At 63.8% G+C, this 21,704-nt stretch carries 15 protein-coding genes; 10 read left to right on the top strand and 5 right to left on the bottom strand.

All coding sequences use genetic code 11. From position 1 onward, the window contains the following. The first annotated feature begins 109 nt into the window (after positions 1-109). A complete protein-coding gene (locus NOX35_RS19355; RefSeq protein WP_182283731.1) occupies positions 110-1,192 on the top strand; it encodes a TRAP transporter substrate-binding protein in 1,083 nt (360 codons plus the stop codon). Positions 1,193-1,278: 86 nt separating this feature from the next. Here NOX35_RS19355 and NOX35_RS19350 read toward each other — a convergent pair whose 3' ends face one another. From NOX35_RS19350 to NOX35_RS19335, 4 genes are all read right to left on the bottom strand, one after another. Next, complete coding sequence (locus NOX35_RS19350) at positions 1,279-1,830, bottom strand: hypothetical protein (RefSeq protein ID WP_182283730.1); 552 nt, start codon at positions 1,828-1,830, stop codon at positions 1,279-1,281. A 106-nt stretch (positions 1,831-1,936) separates the two neighbouring features. Further along, entirely contained in the window at positions 1,937-3,778 is a 1,842-nt protein-coding gene (locus tag NOX35_RS19345; RefSeq protein WP_256494413.1) for a TRAP transporter large permease subunit, read from the bottom strand. 19 nt (positions 3,779-3,797) lie between these two features. Beyond that, positions 3,798-4,418, bottom strand: a complete 621-nt coding sequence (locus NOX35_RS19340) for a TRAP transporter small permease subunit (protein ID WP_003069181.1) — start codon at positions 4,416-4,418, stop codon at positions 3,798-3,800. Positions 4,419-4,762: 344 nt separating this feature from the next. Then, complete coding sequence (locus NOX35_RS19335; protein ID WP_182283728.1) at positions 4,763-5,935, bottom strand: helix-turn-helix domain-containing protein; 1,173 nt, start codon at positions 5,933-5,935, stop codon at positions 4,763-4,765. Between the two features lie 158 nt (positions 5,936-6,093). Here NOX35_RS19335 and NOX35_RS19330 point away from each other — a divergent pair, with 158 nt between their 5' ends. The 6 genes from NOX35_RS19330 to NOX35_RS19305 all read left to right on the top strand — a co-directional run bounded on the left by NOX35_RS19330 (position 6,094) and on the right by NOX35_RS19305 (position 12,836). Continuing rightward, positions 6,094-6,564, top strand: coding sequence for a (2Fe-2S)-binding protein (locus NOX35_RS19330; RefSeq protein WP_182283727.1), 471 nt, complete (start codon positions 6,094-6,096; stop codon positions 6,562-6,564). Between the two features lie 33 nt (positions 6,565-6,597). After that, the gene (locus tag NOX35_RS19325) at positions 6,598-8,985 is read left to right on the top strand and encodes a xanthine dehydrogenase family protein molybdopterin-binding subunit (protein ID WP_182283726.1); all 2,388 of its coding nucleotides are present in this window, start codon (positions 6,598-6,600) and stop codon (positions 8,983-8,985) included. A gap of 46 nt (positions 8,986-9,031) precedes the next feature. After that, on the top strand, positions 9,032-9,817 hold the full coding sequence (locus NOX35_RS19320) for a xanthine dehydrogenase family protein subunit M (RefSeq protein WP_256494411.1): 786 nt from the start codon (positions 9,032-9,034) through the stop codon (positions 9,815-9,817). A gap of 209 nt (positions 9,818-10,026) precedes the next feature. Further along, on the top strand, positions 10,027-10,947 hold the full coding sequence (locus NOX35_RS19315) for a MoxR family ATPase (RefSeq protein ID WP_256494410.1): 921 nt from the start codon (positions 10,027-10,029) through the stop codon (positions 10,945-10,947). Continuing rightward, a complete protein-coding gene (locus tag NOX35_RS19310; RefSeq protein WP_256494409.1) occupies positions 10,934-12,175 on the top strand; it encodes a VWA domain-containing protein in 1,242 nt (413 codons plus the stop codon). Before NOX35_RS19315 ends, NOX35_RS19310 begins: the two co-directional genes overlap by 14 nt. 13 nt (positions 12,176-12,188) lie before the next feature. Beyond that, positions 12,189-12,836: a CoxG family protein gene (locus NOX35_RS19305; protein WP_182283722.1), complete on the top strand. Its 648-nt coding sequence runs from the start codon at positions 12,189-12,191 to the stop codon at positions 12,834-12,836. A gap of 60 nt (positions 12,837-12,896) precedes the next feature. On the opposite strand, the gene NOX35_RS19300 is transcribed toward NOX35_RS19305, so the two are convergent. After that, positions 12,897-13,280, bottom strand: coding sequence for a nuclear transport factor 2 family protein (locus NOX35_RS19300; RefSeq protein ID WP_043004737.1), 384 nt, complete (start codon positions 13,278-13,280; stop codon positions 12,897-12,899). Positions 13,281-13,550: 270 nt separating this feature from the next. Between NOX35_RS19300 and NOX35_RS19295 the strand changes: the two genes are divergently transcribed. The 3 genes from NOX35_RS19295 to NOX35_RS19285 are packed head-to-tail and all read left to right on the top strand — an operon-like array spanning position 13,551 to position 21,703. After that, the gene (locus tag NOX35_RS19295) at positions 13,551-15,308 is read left to right on the top strand and encodes an MdtA/MuxA family multidrug efflux RND transporter periplasmic adaptor subunit (protein ID WP_256494406.1); all 1,758 of its coding nucleotides are present in this window, start codon (positions 13,551-13,553) and stop codon (positions 15,306-15,308) included. Positions 15,309-15,332: 24 nt separating this feature from the next. Further along, positions 15,333-18,533 (top strand): MdtB/MuxB family multidrug efflux RND transporter permease subunit, encoded by a 3,201-nt coding sequence (locus NOX35_RS19290; RefSeq protein WP_256494404.1) that lies wholly within the window; start codon positions 15,333-15,335, stop codon positions 18,531-18,533. Next, positions 18,530-21,703, top strand: a complete 3,174-nt coding sequence (locus NOX35_RS19285; protein WP_256494402.1) for an efflux RND transporter permease subunit — start codon at positions 18,530-18,532, stop codon at positions 21,701-21,703. Before NOX35_RS19290 ends, NOX35_RS19285 begins: the two co-directional genes overlap by 4 nt. The last annotated feature ends 1 nt before the right edge of the window (position 21,704 follow it).

Here is a 21,704-nt window from a genome sequence, read left to right as displayed (position 1 = left end):
AGCGCTTGTGAAACGGTTGGCTCGTGTACATTTTGTGCCTGTTGCATAAAACAAGCTGGCATAGATCAGTGGTCTGTATCAGCTCAATTCGTTCCTCAAGGAGACTAAAGTGGATCGTCGTTCCATTCTGAAAAATGCCGGTATCGCCGGCGTGCTGGCCGCGGGTGCAGCACCTGCTGTTCACGCCCAGGCCGCTGTGCGCTGGCGTCTGGCCTCCAGCTTTCCCAAGTCGCTGGACACCATCTTCGGCAGTGCTGAAAAGCTGTCGCAACTGGTCAAGGCCATGTCGGGCGGCAAGTTCGAGATTTCGGTGCACCCCGCTGGCGAGCTGATGCCTGCTTTCGGTGTGGTGGATGCGCTGCAGGGCGATACCATTGACATGGCACAGACCGCTGCCTACTACTTCACCGGCAAGGATCCCGTCTTCGCCTTCAGCTGCGCCGTGCCCTTCGGCCTGACCGCATTGCAGATGAACGGCTGGAAGGATCATGGCAACGGCCGCAAGCTCCTTGATGCCTTCTTTGCCAAGTACAACTTCAAGACCGCATCGGCCGGCAACACCACGACCCAGATGGGTGGCTGGTACCGCAAGGAAATCAAGACCGTGGAAGACCTCAAGGGTCTGAAGATGCGTCTGGGCGGCGGCGTGTTCGGCGAGGCCATGGCCAAGCTGGGCGTGGTTGCGCAGAACATGCCTGCTGGCGATGTTTACCAGGCTCTGGAAAAGGGTACGCTGGACGCCGTGGAATTCGTCGGTCCCTACGACGATGAGAAGCTGGGCTTCAACAAGGTTGCGCCTTACTACTACTACCCAGGCTGGTGGGAAGGCTCTGCCGAGTTGGAGTTCTTCATCAACATCAAGAAGTACAACGCGCTGTCGCCCGAGAACAAGGCGATCCTGGACGCTGCAACCCGCGTGGCTGCCGCCGACATGACCAGCAAGTACCAGGTGCTGAATCCTCAGGCCATCAAGCGCCTGGTGGCCAACAAGACCCAGCTCAAGATGTTCCCCAAGCCCTTGATGGACGCCGGCTTCAAGGCCTCCATGGAAGTGTTTGCCGAGCACGAAGCCAAGTCGCCCGAATTCAAGAAGATCCACCAGGACATGCGTGCCTTCCAGCGTGACCAGATTCTGTGGAACCGCTTCTCCGAGTATCCCTTCAATCAGTACATGGCGACTGCCAAGATCTGATTTCGGTCGGCCTCAAGACTGCCAGCGCCATGCGCTGGCTGCAAAAAAACCGCAGCTTGCTGCGGTTTTTTTTCATGCGTCCGAAATTATGCGAGCCTGAGTTGAGCGGCTCCTGCGTCGGACAGCGCAAACAGTAAATCCTCCAGGGCTTCGACAGGTGCAGAGCCAAGGTCTATGGTTGCTTTCACTCCTCCTGCAAGGGCTTGCGGGTCTGACATGAAGTGAACGACTTGCTGCAGCCCCGCCTCATCCGGCTCGTTCTCATCGTCCCCATCAAACCAGTCGTTGAACCAGTCGATGAGCGCCTTGGAGGCCTTCTCTTCCGCCAGACCCTGCACTTCCAGCGACAGCCAGTCCCAGACAAAGGGCTGCAGCTCCACTGCGGAATTACCGATGCGGAAATGAATGGGTTCGAACTCGAGCCGTGTCTGTGAATCCACTTGTACAGGTTTTGCGCTGTCTTCCGATACGGGGATGGCATCGACACGGCAGGGCAGATTCCATGCACCTTCGGTGGCCAGCGTTCCATCGCTGTTGCGATAGGCCGGCTCCACATATGAGTCCTGAGCATTGGCTGCCTGTGACAGCAGGTCTGCGTATGGTTGACGGATGGCCGTCAGCAATTCGGCGATGGTCATGTCGGTTTCCTGGGAAAGCAGCAAATCTATCACTCGGCAATCTCTGCTCAATGAAAAAAGCCCCGGCTCTGGCGAGACGGGGCTGTATCAACGAAGGGGCGCCGGTTTACTTGCTCGCAGGAGCTGCGTTCAGTGAATCCTGCAAGGCCTTGGCCGGATCATCCGAGCCATAGCCGCCCGCATCGGGTGCGGCCGGGGCAGGCTGGCTGCCCTCGGCAGGGGCTGCGGGTACTGCAGAGCCTTCTTCGCCGCCCTCAGGGGCCCCGAAGGGGTTGTCTGCGCCATAGACGCCGCCAGCATCGTTGAGCTGGTTGAGCATCTCGTCACCCACCTTGTTCATGTCCACGACCACCGGTTTGTCGAGCGCGCCGGTCACGATGCCGGGGAAGGCGATGAGCACACCCACCATCACCAGCTGAATCAGCACAAAGGGTATGGCACCCTTGTAGATCTGCATGGTGGTGACGGGCTCGATGACCTTGTGCGTGACCTTGTCGACGTATTGCTTGTCTGGCGCAACCGAGCGCAGGAAGAACAGTGCAAAGCCGAAGGGCGGATGCATGAACGAGGTCTGCATGTTCACGGCCAGCAGCACGCCGAACCAGATCAGGTCGATGCCCATCTTCTCGGCCACGGGCCCCAGCAGCGGCACCACGATGAACGAGAGCTCAAAGTAGTCGAGGAAGAAGGCCAGGAAGAAGATCATGATGTTGACCACGATCAGAAAGCCCACCTGGCCGCCGGGCAGGCTGGTCAGCAGATGCTCCACCCACTTGGGGCCGTCGGCGGCCTGGAATACCAGGCTGAAGGTCGTGGCGCCTATCATGATGAACATCACGAAGCTTGCCAGCTTGGTGGTCGAGGCCAGGGCCTGCTTGAGCAGGTCCATGTTCAGGCGTCGGCGGGCAAAACCCATGATCAGTGCCGCCATGGCTCCCATGGCGCCGCCTTCGGTGGGAGTCGCAATGCCCAGGAAAATGGTGCCCAGCACCAGGAAGATCAGCAGCAGCGGAGGGATCAGCACAAAGGTCACGCGCTCGGCCAGCTTGGACAGCAGGCCCAGCTTGAGGACCCGGTTGAGCGAGGCGATCACGAAGGCGATGAATGTGCCGCCGCACATGGCGGTGACGATTTTCTCGTCAGTGGGTACATCCAGCACTTCCTTGCCCTGCCACCAGGTGTGCAGGTCGGCCATGTGATTGGCCAGGAAGATGGCCACGATGGTCGAGATGCCCATGACCACGGCCAGCGAGGTATAGCCGCCGTTGCCATTGGCTTCGCGATAGATGCGTGCCTCCACAGGCAGGGCAGGCACCATCTTGGGCTTGAAGATGGCCAGAATCACCACCCACAGCACATACAGGCCCATGAGCATGAAGCCAGGAATGAAGGCGCCCTTGTACATATCGCCCACGCTCTTGCCCAACTGGTCGGCCATCAGAATCAGTACCAGCGAGGGTGGGATGATCTGTGCCAGCGTGCCCGAGGCTGCAATCACGCCGGAGGACAGGCGACGGTCATAGCCATAGCGCAGCATGATGGGCAGAGAGATCAGGCCCATGGAGATCACCGAAGCAGCAACCACGCCGGTGGTGGCGGCCAGCAGTGCACCCACAAAGATCACGGCCAGCGCCAGGCCGCCGCGGATGGGGCCGAACACCTGGCCGACTGTGTCGAGCAGGTCCTCTGCCATGCCTGAGCGTTCGAGAATCAGGCCCATCAAGGTGAAAAAGGGAACGGCCAGCAAGGTGTCGTTGGCCATGATGCCGATCAGGCGCTGGGGCAGCCAGGCCATCACGGATGAAGGGAAGACCCCCAGTTCGATGCCCAGAAAGCCGAAGGCCAGGCCTGCTGCACCCAGGCTGAAGGCCACGGGAAATCCCAGCAGCAGAAAGCAGATCAGCCCCGCAAACATGATGGGGGCGTAGTTGGTAGCGATAAATTCCATCGATTGTCTCCCGCTACCGTTATGCCTTGGCCTGGGCGGCCAGCGCCTCAGCCTGCTTGCGATCGGCTTCGGCACGCAGGGCCTCGGCCAGTTCTTCCTCGGCGCTCTTGTCGCTGAGCTTGCCCATGGGGTCGGGGCCGTCACCGGTCAGGAAGGCAATGCGCTTGATCAGTTCGGAGATGCCCTGCAGCAACAGCAAGGTGATGCCCACAGGAATCGCCGTCCATACGGGCCAGCGGATCAGCCCGCCGGGGTTGCCCGACATTTCGCCGGACTGGTACATCTGAATCACCACCGGCATGCTCAGCCACAGAATGGTCAGGCACAGCGGGGTGAGAAAGAAGGCAAAGCCGATGATGTCGATCCAGACCTGGGCCTTTTTGGACAGACGGCTGTTGATCACGTCGATGCGCACATGCTCGCGATGCAGCAGGGTGTAGCCCGCAGCAATCAGAAATGACCATGCGAACAGATACCACTGGACTTCCAGAAAGGCATTGGAGCTGGTGTCAAAGGCCTTGCGAACAATGGCGTTGGCGGCGCTGATGAAGGTGGCGGCAAATATCAGCCAGATGGAATATTTGCCGACAAAGGCGTTGAGCCTGTCGATAGCCCTGGACAGGGCGAGTAAAGCCTGCATGGTGTCTCCAAAAAGTAGGCTGTGTATGCGTCGCGCTGTTGGGGCTGGTAAGCCTCAGGGCGATCTGAGTTTTTGAACCAAACTGGAGATTCTACGGACGCAGGTATAGTGTTTTTTACAAATGCGCACGCAAATGTGGCGCCCGAGCGTCAGTTGTGCTTGCTATGCGTACGATAGCTGGAAGTGCATGGCTGGTGCAGCTTAGATGATTGTTTTATTGAGGTATTTTGGGTTTGTCATGGGCTTGCTTGGTAGTGTGCGCCTGCTGTCGTCGAGGGTGTTTCACACCGGAACTAGGGCAAATCCGTAGAGAGCCACACTGCATCAATTGGGTTCACCACCTTTTATTTGCTGGCCAGCCGGCGATAGAGCGTGGCCCGGCTCAATCCCAGATTGCGGGCTGCCACGGTTACATTTCCGTGAGCTTCCTGCATGGCCTGCTGAATCAGCAGCAGCTCGCTGGTGCGCAGCGGCGTGGCCATGGCATTGGCAGATGTTCCCCGGCAGATTGCGCCGGAACCCGTCATGGCTGGAGCGCGCAGCAGGGGGCCGGCCTGTGCCAGTGCCAGCAGGCGCAGACCGGACCACAGCGGCAGTTGCAGCGGCGCCTCGGGCCGCCGGCGTGCGTGCTCGATCAGATGACTCCAGGGCAGGGCCAGCAGCTCATGGCTCTGGATGAGCGAGTCCTCCCCGGGAGCTTGCAGAGGACGTGGCACCAGTTGCCTGGCCACGGTATTGCTGCCCAGCAGCCGGCCTTCGGCATCAAATGCCATCAGGCCTTCGCCTTCCTGGCCCAGCGGCCCGCCTGGCCAGTTCACGCGCAGCAGCAGGGTATGAGGCAGGGCCCGCAGCAAACGATCTTCGATGGCGCGTGCACAGCGCAGCGCCAGCAGCAGCAGCTCGGGGCGCTCGGGGACATCGATGCCGGTGATGTCCAGCATGCCCAGGCATTCGCCCTGAGGGCCGAATACCGGAGCACCTGCGCAGCTGTAGTCGCGCAGATCGTCAAAAAAATGCTCTTGTCTGTGCAGCCATACCGGGCCGAGTTCGGCCAGTGCCGCGCCTATGGCCGAGGTGCCCACGCCGCGCTCGGACAGGTCCACGCCGACACGGCCTACGGCCAGCGCGCGCAGATCGCTGTGGTCGACGGGGCCTTGCACTTCCAGTGTCAGTCCCAGGGCATCGGTCAGCAGGCAGAAGTAGCGCATGGCGCCCACGGCCGCGACCAGTTGTGTCATGACCGGGCGTGCGGCCTGCAGCAGCAGCTGGTGCTTGTCCTGGGCGTGGCGCAGCGCGTGAGGTCCGACGGCCTCGAACTCCACGGTTTGCGCGGGATGACGGCCCTGCGCCACGCAGCGCTGCCACGAGCGCCAGAGCCAGGGAGCCAGGCCAGACGGTGCCAGCGAATGGGACGAGTCCATCGCCAGCAACTGCTGCCTGGCTAGGACAAGCAGTGAGTCGCGTGCACCTGGACGGGCTGCGGCTTGCGCGGATGTGGCGAGGCTGGCGGGCGGCATGCGGACTCCGGACAGTGTTTCATTTTGAGAATATCTGTGCGTGTTTCGCCTGGCTTGGGGGTCAACCCTAGCGCCTTGCATCGCGGTAACTGCCCACCATAGAGAGTGCGGTTGTGCTTTGTTACCCAATTCTTCGGATATAGGCAGGAGGCATCACGATGAATGTTCAGTTCACGGTCAATGGCCGCGCGGCCAGCATTGACGTCCCCCCCAATACCTTGCTGGTGCAGGCGCTGCGTGAACAGCTGCGCCTGACGGGAACCCATGTGGGCTGCGATACCAGCCAGTGCGGAGCCTGCACGGTGCTGGTCGATGGCAAGGCCATCAAGTCCTGCACCATGCTGGCCGTGCAGGCCCAGGGTGCGGAGGTGCAGACCATAGAGGGCATGGCCGCCGCCGACGGCACCATGCATCCCATGCAGGCGGCCTTCAAGCAGTGCCATGGCCTGCAGTGCGGCTTCTGCACGCCCGGCATGGTGATGAGTGCGGTGGATCTGTGCCGCCAGAAGCCCGGCGCCACCGATGCCGAGATCCGCGAACTGCTCGAAGGCAATATCTGCCGCTGCACGGGCTACCAGAACATCGTCGCCGCCGTCAAGGCGGGTCGCGACGGCATGAGCGCCACCTGAGCTGCGCATCACAACTAGAAGAGGAGACACACCATGGGTGCATCTGACTTTTCCAAGCTGCCGCATATCGGCGAAGCCGTTCTGCGCCGCGAGGATGATCGCTTTCTGACCGGCGCTGGCCAGTACACGGACGACATCACGATGGGCGCACAAGCCTATGCGGTATTTGTGCGCTCGCCCCATGCCCATGCCAGGCTGCGCAGTGTCAACATCGATGCAGCCAAGGCAGCGGTGGGCGTGATCGGTGTGCTCACGGGCGCCGATGTGGCGGCAGCCGGCATCAACGGCCTGCCCTGTGGCTGGTTGATCACCAGCACCAATGGCGAGCCCATGAAGGAGCCACCGCACCCGATACTGGCCCTCGATACCGTGCGCTATGTGGGCGACCAGGTGGCCATGGTGGTCGCGGAGACCCTGCAGCAGGCGCGCGATGCGGCCGAGTTGGTGGAGGTCGACTATGAGGTGCTGCCTGCCGTCGTGAACGTGGCCGATGCGGCGGGCGGCAAAAAGCCCGGCGCCGTGGTCCACGATATCGCTCCCGACAACCGTTGCTACCAGTGGGCGATTGGCGACAAGGCAGCAGTGGATGCGGTGTTTGCCGGCGCCGCCCATGTGACCCGGCTGGACCTGGTCAACAACCGTCTGATCCCCAATGCCATGGAGCCGCGCGTTGCCATAGGCAGCTACAACCGCGCCATGGACGAGTACACACTGTACGTGGCCAACCAGAACCCGCACGTGGAGCGGCTGCTGATGACGGCTTTCGTCATGGGCCTGCCCGAGAGCAAGGTGCGTGTGATTGCGCCCGATGTGGGCGGCGGCTTCGGCTCCAAGATCTTTCTGTATGCCGAGGATGTCTGCCTGACCTGGGCCGCCAAAAAGCTCAACCGCAATATCAAGTGGACGGCCGATCGCAGCGAATCCTTCCTGACCGATGCGCATGGCCGCGACCATGTCAGCCATGCCGAGATGGCCATGGATGCCGACGGCAAGTTCCTCGCCATGCGTGTGCACACCGATGCGAATCTGGGCGCCTATCTGTCCACTTTCGCCAGCGCAGTGCCCACCATTCTTTATGCAACCTTGCTGGCGGGCCAATACACCACGCCGCAAATCCATATCGAGGTCGATGCCTGGTTCACCAACACCTCGCCCGTGGATGCCTACCGGGGCGCAGGCCGCCCCGAGGCCACTTATCTGCTTGAGCGTCTGGTCAGTCGCTGTGCCTGGGAGATGAATCTGTCGCAGGCCGAGATCCGGCGCCGCAACTTCATCACCAGCTTTCCCTATCAGACGCCGGTGGCGCTTCAGTACGACATTGGTGACTACAAGGCCTGCATGGATCAGGCCGAGCAACTGGCCGATGTGGCGGGCTTTGCGGCGCGGCGTGCCGCCAGCGAGGCCAAAGGCCTCAAGCGTGGCCTGGGCTACAGCAGCTATATCGAGGCCTGTGGTCTGGCTCCCAGCAATATTGCCGGGGCACTGGGCGCGCGTGCCGGTCTGTTCGAGTGTGGCGAGGTGCGCGTCCATCCCACGGGCAGCGTGACGGTGTTCACGGGTTCGCACAGCCACGGTCAGGGGCATGAGACGACTTTTGCCCAGGTGGTGGCGGCCCGGCTGGGCATTCCCGTCGAGCATGTAGAGATCGTCCACGGCGATACGGGCCGCGTGCCCTTTGGCATGGGAACCTATGGCTCGCGCTCCATCAGCGTGGGGGGCGCGGCGATCATGAAGGCGCTGGACAAGATCGAGGCCAAGGCCAAGAAGATCGCCGCCCACCTGATGGAGGCCAGCGATGCCGACATCGATTTCGCGGGAGGCGAGTTCACGGTGCGCGGCACCGACAGAAAGCTGCCGTTCGCCCAGATTGCGCTGACGGCCTATGTGCCGCACAACTATCCGCTGGACAAGCTGGAGCCCGGGCTGGACGAGACCGCTTTCTACGATCCCACCAACTTCACCTTTCCGGCCGGCACCTATATCTGCGAGGTCGAGGTCGACCCGGCCACGGGCGTGGTGCGTGTCGACCGCTTCAGTGCCGTGGATGACTTCGGCACCATCATCAACCCGATGATCGTGGAGGGCCAGGTCCATGGCGGACTGGCCCAGGGCATAGGTCAGGCGCTGCTGGAAAACTGCGTCTACGACCGTGACTCGGGGCAGTTGCTGACCGGTAGCTTCATGGACTACGCCATGCCCCGCGCCGACGATCTGCCCGATTTCAAGCTGGGTACGGTCTGCACGCCCTGCACCCATAACCCGCTGGGTACCAAGGGCTGCGGCGAGGCCGGGGCCATAGGTTCGCCGCCGGCCGTGATCAACGCCGTGCTCGATGCCCTGCATTCGCTGGGTGTCAAGGATCTGGACATGCCTGCCAGCCCGCACCGCGTGTGGGAAGCCATCGATGCCGCACGCCCCTGACCGCTGCCTGAACACACCCGACTGAGAGGAAGAGAGGACAACACATATGTATGCCTTCAGTTACTCCAATCCCCGGACGCTGGATGAGGTGAGCGCTGCCAGCGGTCAGTTTCTGGCCGGCGGCCAGAGCCTGATTCCTTCCATGAAGCTGCGCCTGGCCCAGCCCGGCGCGATTGTGGATCTCAATCAGGTCGATGGCCTGGCGGGAATCCGAGTCGGCGGCGATCAGGTCGAGATCGGCGCCATGACCCGTCATGCCGATGTCGCCGCCAGCCGCGAGGTGCAGGCCGCGATTCCCGCCCTGGCCGAGTTGGCCGGCGGTATCGGCGACCGCCAGGTGCGGGCGCGCGGCACGATTGGCGGCTCGCTGGCCAACAACGACCCTGCGGCCTGCTATCCCTGCGCGGTGCTGGGGCTGGGTGCCACGGTGGTCACGAGCTGGCGCGAGATTGCGGCAGACGACTTCTTTCAGGGCATGTACACCACGGCACTGGAAGAGGGCGAGTTGATCAAGGCTGTGCGCTTCCCGGTGCCCAGGACGGCGGCCTATATCAAGTTCAAGCAGCCCGCGTCGCGCTTTGCGCTGGTGGGCGTGTTTGTGGCGCAGACGGTGCAGGGCGTGCGCGTGGCTGTGACAGGTGCGGGGCTGTCGGTCTTCCGACATGCGGAGCTGGAAGCTGCGCTCAATCAGAGCTTCACTTCCGCAGCAGCCGCTGCGGTGCCGATCGACGACAGCGAACTCAACAGCGATCTGCACGCGAGTGCGCGCTACCGGGCGCAACTGATCAGCGTTCTGACGCAGCGGGCGGTGGATCAGCTGCTCTCTCCCTGAGCGGCTTCGTCGGAGTGGCCGCTCTTTGGCGGCCCCGCCTCGCTGGCCGGGCGCTGTGCGCCAGGGCGAGGGAGGGAAACCCCGCTACGGGCGGGCGGGTGGTCGGCATAGGCCCTCGCTCGCTGTTCCTTTGCTGCAGTGTTTTTTTTGAGAGGAGTGATTCTTGAAGAGAAAGTGGTTTTATCCCTATAGGTAAAGCGCAGGATGCTATGAATACTGAAGTAAACCGCGCTTTGGAGTCGGTGGATGGGCTGTTGGCCGCCTTGCAGGAGGTTGGCTATTTCGCGGACCGGCGTCTGGCTACGGCCGTGTTTCTGGCTCTCAGGCTCCAACGCCCCCTGCTGCTGGAGGGCGAGCCGGGCGTTGGCAAGACCTCGCTGGCCCAGGCGCTGTCCCGGGTGCTGGAGCGGCAACTGATCCGGCTGCAGTGCTATGACGGCCTGGAGCAGCGTGAAGCACTGTATGAGTGGAATTACGCGGCGCAGCTGCTGCATCTGCGCGCGGCCGAGCTGCGTGGTGCGACGGAGCTGGAGGCTGTCGAGCAGGAGGTCTATCAGCCGCGCTATCTGGTGCGCCGTCCTCTGCTGCAGGCCCTGCAGACCCCCGCGCCCGGCGCGGTGCTGCTGATTGACGAGGTGGACCGGGCCGACGAGCCTTTCGAGGCCTTTTTGCTCGAGTATCTGGGGGAGTACCAGGTCAGCATTCCCGAGCTCGGGGTCGTCAGGGCCCAGGTGCCGCCCGTCACCATTCTTACCAGCAATCGCACGCGCGATCTGCATGATGCGGTCAAGCGCCGCTGCCTCTATCACTGGCTGGACTATCCCGAGCGCGAGCGAGAGCTGGCCATTGTCCAGTCCAAGGTGCCCGAAGCCGGGGCCGCGTTGACCGAACAGATCGCCCGCTTTGTGAACCGGCTGCGCAGCCGCCCGTTTGCCGATGCGTTCGAGCGCGCGCCCGGCATTGCTGAAAGCGTGGAGTGGGCCAAGGCGCTGGTGGCACTCGACACCCTGGTCATAGACCCCGAGCTGGTGCACGAGACGGCGGGCATTCTATTCAAGCAGCGCGAAGACGTGGCGGCGCTCACGCCAGAGCGTCTGCAGCAATTGCTGGAGCCCGATGCCACAGCCTGAGCTGCAGGCGCAGTCGCCAGCGCGGCCCGCAAGCGTGAGCTGGTGGGGGGACGCGCGCAGCGGCAAGCTGCCCATCAATCTGCTGGGGTTTGGCCGCGCGCTGCGCCGCGCGGGGCTGGCGGTGGATGCTGAGCGCCTGGCCCTGGCCCAGCAAAGCCTGATGCTGGTGGGCATGAGCCGGGAGGACGTGGCCGCCGCACTGGAAGCCGTGCTGGTTTCGCGCGAACAGGACCTGGCGGTCTTTCGCGAGCTGTTTGCGGCTTACTTTCGCAATCCCGAGGTGGCCCAGCAGTTGCTGAGCCAGTTGCTGCCGGGGGCGCCGGAGGCGGCCAGGCCGCGTCACAGGCCGCGTGTGCAGGAGGCCTTGTCGGCGATTCGCGCCGCACGGCAAAAGCCCGCGAGCGAGGAGCTGGCGCTGGATGCCGCCATGTCGGCCAGCGACCGGCACAGGCTGCAGCATGCGGACTTCAACCAGCTCAGTGCCAGCGAGTACCGCCTGGTGCAGCAGCTGGTGCGCGATATCCGCCTGCCGCTGCCCAGCTATCGCAGTCGAAGAAGCGAGCTGCGCGCTTCGGGGCTGCGTGTGCACTGGCCCGCCAGCCTGAAGGCTGCGGCAGCCACGGGCGGCGAGCTGGCAAGACTCAAATGGCGCAGGCGCAAGCGGCTGCCCATGCCCTGGCTGGCGCTGGTCGATGTATCGGGCTCCATGGAGCGCTATGTGCGTCTGCTGCTGGCATTTCTGCACCAGGCCACCAGCCCCCGGCGCTATCCGCAGCTGCGCCGCCATGTCTACAGCATGGGAACCGGCCTGCAGGAGCTGGACCGGGCTTTTGCCCACAGCGACCCCGATGCCATGCTGGCCCAGCTCAATCATGACATCGACGACTTCGGCGGCGGCACCTGCCTTGGGGAATGCCTGGCACAGCTGCGCCGGCAGGGAGCGCGCCATCTGGTGGGCAGGCGCACCCTGGTGCTGCTGGTTAGCGACGGGCTGGATACAGGCGACAGTGCGCTGTTGGAGCGGGAGCTGCAATGGCTGGCGCGGCACAGTGCGCGCATTGTCTGGCTCAACCCCTTGTTGCGCTTTGACGGGTATGCCCCGCTGGCCAAAGGCGCGCAGGTGCTGCATCGTCACAGCCATGCCATGCTGGCCGTGCACAACCTGCAGTCATTGCAGCAACTGGCTGCCCACCTGGCGAAGCTGCTGCAGCTGCCGCACCGAGATTGAAAAGGAGAACACCATGGAAATGCATGCCAGCCGTCCTCTTGCCGTGAGCCAGCAGCAGGCCTGGGAGGCGCTCAACGATCCGCAAACCTTGCAGCAATGCCTGGCCGGCTGCGAGAAGTTCGAGGATGCAGGCGATGGCTCCTATGCCGTGATCATGTCCGTGAAGATCGGTCCGGTATCGGCTAAGTTCAATGGCCGGGTCACGCTGTCGGATGTGCAGCCGCCCAAGAGCTACACGATCGCCTTTGAAGGGCAGGGCGGTGTGGCCGGCTTTGGCAAGGGCCAGGCCAAGGTCGATCTGACGCCCACCGATGCAGGGCATTGCGAGCTGCAGTACGAGGTTCAGGCCCAGGTCGGTGGCAAGATTGCCCAGTTGGGCCAGCGCCTGATCGACGGCGCGGCCAAGAGCATGGCGGAGGACTTCTTTGCACGCTTCGAAGCCTTGATGCAGCAGCGCTACCCGAGCGAGCCGCCCGAAGACGAAGGCGTTGCGGAGGAGCTGGATACACGCTCCTGGGAGCACGACGCGGCCTCCACCAGCTACGCCCCGCTGGACGCTACGCCCTCGGCGCCGCCGCGCGAATCGTCAGGCATCCCCGTCTGGGCCTGGGGCCTGGGGGCTGTCATCGTGCTGGGCGCGCTCTGGCTGCTGACTCGCTGACCAGTGCATGAAAAAAGCCCCTGAGCCTGAGGCCAGGGGCTGGGTGCAGATGGCCAAACCTTACTGAGGCTGGGCGTGGAAAGCCTTGTTGGCAATCTTCCAGCCCTGCTCGGTCTTGAGCAGCACAAAGTAGTCGGTAAAGGTCACGGCACCATGGTAGAGCGTTACCTTGGCCATGGCGGCCGTGCCCACGATGTCCAGAGAGTCGATGACGCGGCGACGGGTGGCTTCGTCGGCGGCGGGCGTGTTCTTGAAGCGCTGGCAGTAGAAGTCCAGGTCCCAGGATGTCAGAGGGCCTTCACGCACGGATTCGAGCCGTGCCGTGGGCATGAAGGCTGCGCGCATATGCTCGGCCTTGTCTTCGGCATGGCCGCGCATGTACAGCTCCAGCGGCACGCGCACGGCGGCTTCTTCGGGGTGATTGGTCAGACGTTCGGTGGTCATATGGGTTTCTCCTAGGAGCCGGATTCCTTGCGCCGCATGGCGGACGCAACAACGGCAGTGTCAGCTGCTTCCAAGCATGAGGCCTGCCAAGGCGATCATTGCGGCTATGAAAGTCAGCACTGTTTAAGTCTCCGAATGCGGAACTTCAGCAGGTAAACCCGAGGTAAAGCGGGGGTAAATGCTGGCAAAGCCGGCGCTGCCTGACCCGGGGTTTGATTGCAACTGGATACCATTGGCGCCAATTCAGGCTCCAAATTCCTGCGCTCAACCATGTCCAGCACATCCAATCAGTACCCCAACCGCCATTTTCTACAGCTGGGCAAGGTCCGGCCCGCACTGCTTGCCACGGTGGTGATCGCCCTGACAGCCGCTGGCGGTGGCTATTGGTGGTATGCGCAAAAGCAAGGTGCAAGCGGCGATACGTCTTCGGCTACAGCTCCTAAACAGGGAGCGGGCGGGCCCGGTGCACGTGCCGGGCGCAATGGTCGCATGGGGCCTGGAGGCCCCGGTGGCATGAGCCAGGCTCAGCCTGTGAGCGTAGGTGTGGTGGAGCAGCGTGATATGCGCGTGCTCGTCAGCGCCATCGGCACCATGAATGCACGTGCCACGGCTGTGGTGCGTGCCAAGGTCTCGGGCGAGCTGCTCAAGCTGCACTTCAAGGAAGGTGACGAAGTCAAGGCCGGTCAGTTGCTTGCCGAGATCGACCCGCGCAGTTTTGCCGCCTCGCTGGCGCAGGTGCAGGGCTCTCTGGCACGCGATCAGGCCCAGCTCAAGAATGCGCAGCTGGATCTGCAGCGCTACAAGGAGCTGCAGGCACAGGACTCGATTGCCCGCCAGCAGGTCGATACCCAGGCCGCACTGGTGCGCCAGCTGCAGGGCACGGTGGCGGCCGATCAGGGGCAGGTCGATGCGGCCAAGCTGCAGCTGAGCTATACCAGGATCACGGCTCCCATCTCGGGCCGCCTGGGTCTGCGCCAGGCCGACCTCGGCAACGTGGTCAATCCTTCCGATGCCAACGGACTGGTGACGATCTCCCAGATTCGCCCCATCGACGCTGTTTTCTCCATCCCCGAGGCCCATGTCGGTATGCTGGCCCAGCAATTGCGCGAGGGCAAGCTCATGCCCGTCGAACTCTGGGACCGCGAGCAAAAGCAGATGCTGGCCAAGGGCCAGCTCAATGCGCTGGACAACACCATCGACACGACCACGGGCACGGTCAAGGCCAAGGCCTCGTTCGACAACGCCGAGCGCAAGCTGTTCGCGAATCAGTTCGTCAACGTCAAGCTGCAGCTGCGCCAGATCGATCAGGCGCTGGTCGTGCCCGCGAATGCCGTGCAAAACAATTTCGTCTATCTGGTCAAGCCCGACAACACGGTCACGCAGCGCAAGATCACCGTGGGGGTGACGGACGGCGACTATGTCAGCGTACGCGGCGAGCTGGAGCCGGGCGACAAGGTGGTGACCGACGGCATCGACCGTCTGCGCGAAGGTGCTCAGGTGACGGTGGTGGACTCGGAAAAAGTCAAGAAGGTCGACCAGGCCGTGCAGGATGCCGCTAACCAGCCGCGCGGGATGATGCGCAACCTCAGTCCCGAGCAGCGTGAAAAAGTCTCCAAGATGACGCCCGAGGAACGCAAGGAGTTCTTCCAGAAGCTGCGCGCCGAGCGCGGTGCCAATGGCGGCAATGCAGGTCCCGGCCAGGGACCGCGTGGCACGGACGCCCGTGGCGATCAGCCGCGCGAGGCGCAGGGCAGTCCCTCCAAGCCGGACCCCAAGGCAGAAGCCAAGCCGGATGCCAAGCCTGCAGCTGGGAACGAGGCCAGGCCCCAGGCCGGCGCCGAGCGTGGTGAAGGCGGTGAGGCTCGCACGGAAAGATCCGAGGGCCGGGGTGACCGTCCCCAGCTGACTCCCGAGCAGCGCGCCAAGCTGGAGGCCCTGTCGCCCGAAGAGCGCCGCGCTTTCTTCCAGAAGCTGCGCGCCGAGCGCGAAGCAGGCGGCAAGGCTGAGACCAGCGGCGCGGCGCGCTGAGCATAGCCAGAGCCTGCGGCCATCATGAATCTCTCGCGCCTCTTCATTCTCAGGCCCATCGCCACCAGCTTGCTGATGGTGGCGGTGCTGATCTCGGGCATTCTTGCCTACCGCCTGCTGCCCATCTCGGCCCTGCCCGAGGTGGATTACCCCACGATTCAGGTCACTACCTTGTATCCGGGGGCCAGCCCCGATGTGATGACCTCCAACGTCACGGCACCGCTGGAGCGCCAGTTCGGCCAGATGCCGGGCCTGGACCAGATGTCCTCGACAAGCTCGGGCGGCGCATCGGTCATCAGCCTGCGCTTTGCGCTCGATATGTCCATGGATGTGGCCGAGCAGCAGGTGCAGGCCGCCATCAACGCGGGCACCAATCTGCTGCCCAGCGATCTGCCCATGCCCCCGCTCTACAGCAAGGTCAACCCGGCCGATGCGCCGGTGCTGACGCTGGCCATCAGCTCGCCTTCGCTGCCCGTCATCAAGATCAACGACCTGGTGGAGAACCGCCTGGCGCCCAAGCTCTCCCAGGTCAAGGGCGTGGGCCTGGTGGCCATTGCCGGTGCGCGCCGTCCGGCCGTGCGCATCCAGGCCAACCCGGCAGCGCTGGCCAGCTTCGGCATGACCCTGGACGATGTGCGCACCGCCATCTCGGCGGCCAACGTCAAGACCGCCAAGGGCAGCTTTGACGGCCCCAACCGCGCGTCGACCATCGATGCCAACGACCAGATGCAGTCGGCGGCCGAGTACCGCAACCTCATCATCGCCTTCAAGAACGGCAATCCCGTGCGCCTGTCCGATGTGGCGCAGACTGTGGACGACGCCGAGAACACGCGTCTGGCCGCCTGGTCGGGCACACCCGAGACTGGCTCCAAGTCGGCCGTGATTCTCAATATCCGTCGCCAGCCCGGCGCGAACGTGATCGACACCGTCGATGCCATCAAGAACCTGCTGCCCCAGCTCAAGGAGACGCTGCCCGCCTCCATCGACGTGCAGGTGCTTACCGACCGCACCGTGACCATTCGCGCCTCGGTCAAGGACATGCAGTTCGAGCTGGCCCTGGCCATCGCTCTGGTGGTGATGGTGATCTTCCTGTTCCTGCGCAGCGCATCGGCCACGTTGATTCCCAGCGTGGCGGTGCCGCTGTCGCTGATAGGCACCTTCGGCGTCATGTATCTGGCAGGCTTTTCCATCAACAATCTCACGCTGATGGCCCTGACCATTGCCACGGGCTTTGTGGTGGACGACGCCATCGTGATGATCGAGAACATCGCCCGCTATGTGGAAAAGGGCGAGCCGCCCATGCAGGCCGCGCTCAAGGGCGCCAAGCAGATCGGCTTCACCATCATCTCGCTGACCATCTCCCTGGTCGCGGTGCTGATTCCGCTGCTGTTCATGGGGGATGTGGTGGGCCGTCTGTTCCACGAATTCGCCATCACCATGACGGTGGCGATTCTGATCTCGGCCGTGGTTTCGCTCACGCTCACCCCCATGCTGTGCGCGCGCCTGCTGCGCCACCAGCCAGAGGCCGAGAAGAAAAAGGCCGAGTCCAAGGGCTTCGGCGCTGCGGTCGCGCGCTTTTTCGACAAGGTGATTGCCGAATACGGCCGCATGCTGACCTGGGTGCTGGATCACAGCAAGCTGACATGGCTGGTGTTCATCGCCACGCTGCTGGTCACGGTGCTGCTGTACTTCGTCGTGCCCAAGGGCTTCTTCCCCGAGCAGGATACGGGCACGATTGCCGCGACCACCGAGGCCGACCAGTCCATCTCCTTTGCCGCCATGGCAGAGCGCCAGCAGGCGCTGGCCGAGCATTTGCTCAAGGACCCGGCCGTGGCCTCCATCTCCTCGTTCATCGGTGTCGACGGCACCAATACCACGCTCAATACCGGCCGCATCCAGATCGACCTCAAGCCGCATGCCCAGCGCGACCGCCTGCCCGTGGTGCTCAATCGACTGGCCGAAGACTCCCTGGCTGTGCCCGGCATCCGCCTCTATGCCCAGCCCGTGCAGGACCTGACGATAGAGGACCGCCAGGCCCGCACCCAGTACCAGCTGCTGCTTTCCTCGCCGGACATGAACCAGCTCACGGCCAGTACCAGGATTTTGGTGGAGCGCCTGCAGCAACTGCCCCAGTTGCTGGATGTGAGCAGCGATCTGCAGAACCAGGGCCGTCAGGCCTATGTGCAGATCGACCGGGCCCAGGCCAGCCGCCTCGGCGTGACGGTCTCGTCGGTGGACTCGGCCCTCTACAACGCTTTCGGCCAGCGCCTGATCTCCACCATCTTCACGCAATCCAACCAGTACCGGGTGGTGCTGGAGGTGGCGCCGCAGTTCAAGATCGGGCCCGAGGCCTTGCAGAATATCTATGCCGCATCGAGCAACGGAGCGCCGGTGCCGCTGTCTTCGATTGCCACGGTGAGCGAGCGTCCGATGGCACTGGCCGTCAACCATGTGGGGCAGTTGCCTGCGGCTACGATTTCGTTCAACACCGCATCCGGCGTGTCGCTGGGCCATGCGGTTGAAGCGGCACAAGCCGTCATCGGGCAGCTGCGCGACGAAGGGCAGATCCCGCTGTCGGTGGATTCGCAGTTCCAGGGTGCGGCGCTGGCCTTCCAGGCCTCGTTGTCCAATACCCTGCTGCTGGTGCTGGCCGCCATCATCACCATGTACATCGTGCTGGGCGTGCTCTACGAGAGCACGATTCACCCGATCACGATTCTCTCCACCCTGCCGTCGGCGGGCGTGGGGGCGCTGCTGGCCTTGCTGGTGGCGGGGCTGGATCTGGACATCATCGCCATCATCGGCATCATCTTGCTGATCGGCATCGTCAAGAAGAACGCCATCATGATGATCGACTTCGCGTTGGACGCCCAGCGCGAGGAGGGCATGAACGCGCGCGACGCCATCTACCAGGCCTGTCTGCTGCGCTTCCGCCCGATTCTCATGACCACGCTGGCGGCCCTGCTGAGCGCGCTGCCCATGATGCTGGGAACCGGCGTGGGCAGCGAGCTGCGTCAGCCGCTGGGCGTGACCCTGGTGGGCGGCCTGCTGCTGAGCCAGCTGCTGACCCTGTTTACCACGCCGGTGATCTATCTGACCTTTGAAAACTGGGCCGAGGGCTGGCGCACCCGGCGCGGCCTGCCGGCCGTCAAGCAGGTGCCGCACTCCGAGGCCGAAGTCATGGGCGAGGCAGGCGATGGCGGCCAGAGCGGGGCGCGTCCATGAGCATCTCCACGCCCTTCATCTTCCGGCCCATTGCAACCCTGCTGCTGACCATAGGCATGGCCCTGGTGGGCGGCGTGGCCTATTTTCTGCTGCCTGTGGCGCCGCTGCCGCAGGTGGACTATCCGACGATTTCGGTGACCGCCAGCCTGCCCGGCGCGGCGCCGGACACCATGGCGGCCACCGTGGCCACGCCGCTGGAGCGCGCCCTGGGCGCGATTGCCGGCGTCAACGAGATGACGTCCAGCTCCAGCATGGGTAGCACGCGCATCACGCTGCAGTTCGATCTGACGCGCACGGTGGACAGCGCCGCCCATGACGTGCAGGCCGCCATCAATGCGGCGCGCACGCTGCTGCCTTCGGGCATGCCGGGCAACCCGACCTATCGCAAGGTCAACCCGGCCGACGCGCCCATCATGATTCTGGCGCTGACTTCGGACTCCCTCACGCGCGGCCAGATGTATGACGCGGCCTCCACGGTGCTGGCACAGAAGCTGGCCCAGGTGGAAGGCGTGGGCCAGGCTTCGATCAATGGCGGTGCGCTGCCGGCCGTGCGTGTGGAGCTGGATCCGGTGCGTCTGGCCGCCAATGGCGTATCGCTGGATGCGGTGCGCACGGCCATCACCGCCACCAATGCCAACCGCCCCCTGGGCGCCGTGGAGCGTGAAGACCACTACTGGCAGGTGGCGACCAACGACCAGGCCCGCACTGCCGCCGAATACGCGCCGCTGGTCCTGCGCTGGAACAACGGCAATGCGGTGCGGCTGTCCGATGTGGCCGATGTCACCGACTCCGTGCAGGACATTCGCAACTACGGCGTGATGAATGGCAAGCCCGCCGTGCTGCTGCAGGTGTTCAAGCAGCCCGACGCCAACATCCTGCAGGCCGTGGACAAGGTGCGCGCCATGCTGCCCCAGCTCAGGGCGTCGATCAACCCGGCCATCGATGTCACGGTGATCTCGGACCGCACGCCTACGCTGCGCGCCTCGGTCAAGGAGGTGCAGAACGCGCTGCTGATTTCGATAGCGCTGGTCATCATGGTGGTGTTCGTCTTTCTGCGCCGGCTGCGCGCCACGTTGATTCCGGCCGTGGCCGTGCCCGCCTCGCTGATGGGCACCTTCGGCATCATGTACCTGTGCGGCTACACGCTGGACAACCTCTCGCTGATGGCGTTGACGGTGGCCGCAGGCTTTGTGGTGGACGATGCCATCGTGGTGCTGGAGAACGTGATGCGCCACATGGAGCGCGGCAAGTCCGCGATGCAGGCGGCCATCGAAGGCGCGCGCGAGATCGGCTTCACCGTGGTCTCCATGAGTCTGTCGCTGATCGCAGTGTTCGTGCCCATTTTGTTCATGGCCGGCATCGTGGGGCGCTTCTTTCGTGAATTCGCCGTGGTCATGTCGGCAGCGATTCTGGTTTCCATGATCATCTCGCTGACCACCACGCCCATGATGTGTGCGGCCTTGCTGCGCACGCCTGCCGACGAGGAGCGCCGCCGCGCCGAACGTGCCCGGCGCCCGTTCACGCGCCGCTGGGATGCCTTCTGGCTGCGCGTCTCGCTGGCCATGGATCGCTTCGAGGCGCGCGTGACGGCGCTTTACCGTCACACCCTGGCCTGGGGGCTGCGCCACCAGCCCGTGGTGCTGCTCAGTCTGGTGGCGGTCATCGGCCTCAACATCCATCTCTACCAGACCATAGACAAGGGCTTCATGCCCAGCGAGGACACGGGCCGCGTCATGGGCTTCATCCGTGCCGACCAGTCCACGTCCTTTCAGGCCATGGAGCGCCGCATCAAGCGTTTTCTCGATGTGGTGCAGCAGGACCCGGCCGTGGAATATGTGACCGGCTTTACCGGCGGCGGTCAGGCCAATGCGGCCAATATGTTCATGTCGCTCAAGCCCATGGCCGAGCGCAAGGTGTCCAGCGACGAGGTCATCAACCGCCTGCGTGAAAAGCTCAAGGACGAACCCGGTGCGCGCCTGTTCATGATGACGCAGAGCGATGTGCGCATCGGCGGGCGCCAGAGCATGTCCTCCTATCAGTACACGCTGCAGGCCGACGATACGGCCGAGCTGCGCCTGTGGGAGCCGCGCATCCGTCAGGTGCTGTCCACGCTGCCGGAGCTGACCGATGTCAACAGCGATGTGCAGGACAACGGCATGCAGACCAAGCTGGTCATAGACCGCGACCAGGCCACGCGTCTGGGCCTGACGGTGGCGCAGATCGACAACACGCTCAACGATGCCTTTGGCCAGCGCCAGGTGGGCGTGATCTACAACCCGCTCAACCAGTACCGCGTGGTGATGACGGCCTCGTCCCAGTATCTGCAGAGCCCGGAGACGCTGCGCGGCTTCTTCTTCGTCAACAGCGCGGGCCAGCAGATTCCGCTGACGGCCTTTGCCAGGATCACCACCTCGACCACGCCACTGTCCGTGCAGCACCAGAGCGGCACGCCGGCCAGCACCGTGAGCTACAACCTGGCGCCCAATGTCTCGCTGTCGCAGGCCAATGACGCGATCCGCAATGCCATGCTGGAGCTGGGCGTTCCGGTATCCATCCGCGGCAGCTTCAGCGGCTCGGCCGGTGCCTTCCAGCAGGCGCTGGCGGGCCAGCCCCTGCTGATTCTCGCAGCCATCCTCACCATCTATCTGGTGCTGGGCATCCTCTACGAGAACCTGGTTCACCCGCTGACGATTCTGTCCACCTTGCCCTCGGCAGGTGTGGGGGCGCTGCTGGCGCTGATGTGGTTCAAGACCGAGTTCTCGCTGATCGCCTTCATCGGCGTGATCCTGCTGATCGGACTGGTCAAGAAGAACGCCATCATGATGATCGACTTCGCGCTGGAGCGCGAGAAAGGCGGTCATGCCACGGCGGCCCAGGCCATCTATCGGGCCTGCCACCTGCGCCTGCGTCCCATACTGATGACCACCATGGCGGCCCTGTTCGGTGCGCTGCCCCTGGCCCTGGGCCGGGGCGATGGTGCCGAGCTGCGCCAGCCCCTGGGCATTGCGATCGTGGGCGGCCTGCTGCTGAGCCAGTTGCTCACGCTCTACACCACGCCCGTGGTCTATGTGCTGCTGGACCGTGTGCGCCGCAGCGTGCTACGCCTCTGGGCGCGCCGTCCGGCCAGAAGGCGCGGCGGCCCGGCCTCTGCCATGGCTGCGGCAAAGTGAG

It is taken from the genome of Comamonas sp. C11, assembly GCF_024496285.1.
Classification (GTDB): domain Bacteria; phylum Pseudomonadota; class Gammaproteobacteria; order Burkholderiales; family Burkholderiaceae_C; genus Comamonas; species Comamonas testosteroni_F.
The sequence above is the reverse complement of the archived record's forward strand: the minus strand, read 5'-3'. Positions and strand labels throughout refer to the sequence as shown.

What these genes read in the sequence shown, in the direction of transcription:
- NOX35_RS19350 (WP_182283730.1), bottom strand. Translation starts at nt 1,830, where the DNA reads ATGACCATCGCCGAATTGCTGACGGCCATCCGTCAACCATACGCAGAC.
- NOX35_RS19345 (WP_256494413.1), bottom strand. Translation starts at nt 3,778, where the DNA reads ATGGAATTTATCGCTACCAACTACGCCCCCATCATGTTTGCGGGGCTG.
- NOX35_RS19340 (WP_003069181.1), bottom strand. Translation starts at nt 4,418, where the DNA reads ATGCAGGCTTTACTCGCCCTGTCCAGGGCTATCGACAGGCTCAACGCC.
- NOX35_RS19335 (WP_182283728.1), bottom strand. Translation starts at nt 5,935, where the DNA reads ATGCCGCCCGCCAGCCTCGCCACATCCGCGCAAGCCGCAGCCCGTCCA.
- NOX35_RS19330 (WP_182283727.1), top strand. Translation starts at nt 6,094, where the DNA reads ATGAATGTTCAGTTCACGGTCAATGGCCGCGCGGCCAGCATTGACGTC.
- NOX35_RS19325 (WP_182283726.1), top strand. Translation starts at nt 6,598, where the DNA reads ATGGGTGCATCTGACTTTTCCAAGCTGCCGCATATCGGCGAAGCCGTT.
- NOX35_RS19320 (WP_256494411.1), top strand. Translation starts at nt 9,032, where the DNA reads ATGTATGCCTTCAGTTACTCCAATCCCCGGACGCTGGATGAGGTGAGC.
- NOX35_RS19315 (WP_256494410.1), top strand. Translation starts at nt 10,027, where the DNA reads ATGAATACTGAAGTAAACCGCGCTTTGGAGTCGGTGGATGGGCTGTTG.
- NOX35_RS19310 (WP_256494409.1), top strand. Translation starts at nt 10,934, where the DNA reads ATGCCACAGCCTGAGCTGCAGGCGCAGTCGCCAGCGCGGCCCGCAAGC.
- NOX35_RS19305 (WP_182283722.1), top strand. Translation starts at nt 12,189, where the DNA reads ATGGAAATGCATGCCAGCCGTCCTCTTGCCGTGAGCCAGCAGCAGGCC.
- NOX35_RS19300 (WP_043004737.1), bottom strand. Translation starts at nt 13,280, where the DNA reads ATGACCACCGAACGTCTGACCAATCACCCCGAAGAAGCCGCCGTGCGC.
- NOX35_RS19295 (WP_256494406.1), top strand. Translation starts at nt 13,551, where the DNA reads ATGTCCAGCACATCCAATCAGTACCCCAACCGCCATTTTCTACAGCTG.
- NOX35_RS19290 (WP_256494404.1), top strand. Translation starts at nt 15,333, where the DNA reads ATGAATCTCTCGCGCCTCTTCATTCTCAGGCCCATCGCCACCAGCTTG.
- NOX35_RS19285 (WP_256494402.1), top strand. Translation starts at nt 18,530, where the DNA reads ATGAGCATCTCCACGCCCTTCATCTTCCGGCCCATTGCAACCCTGCTG.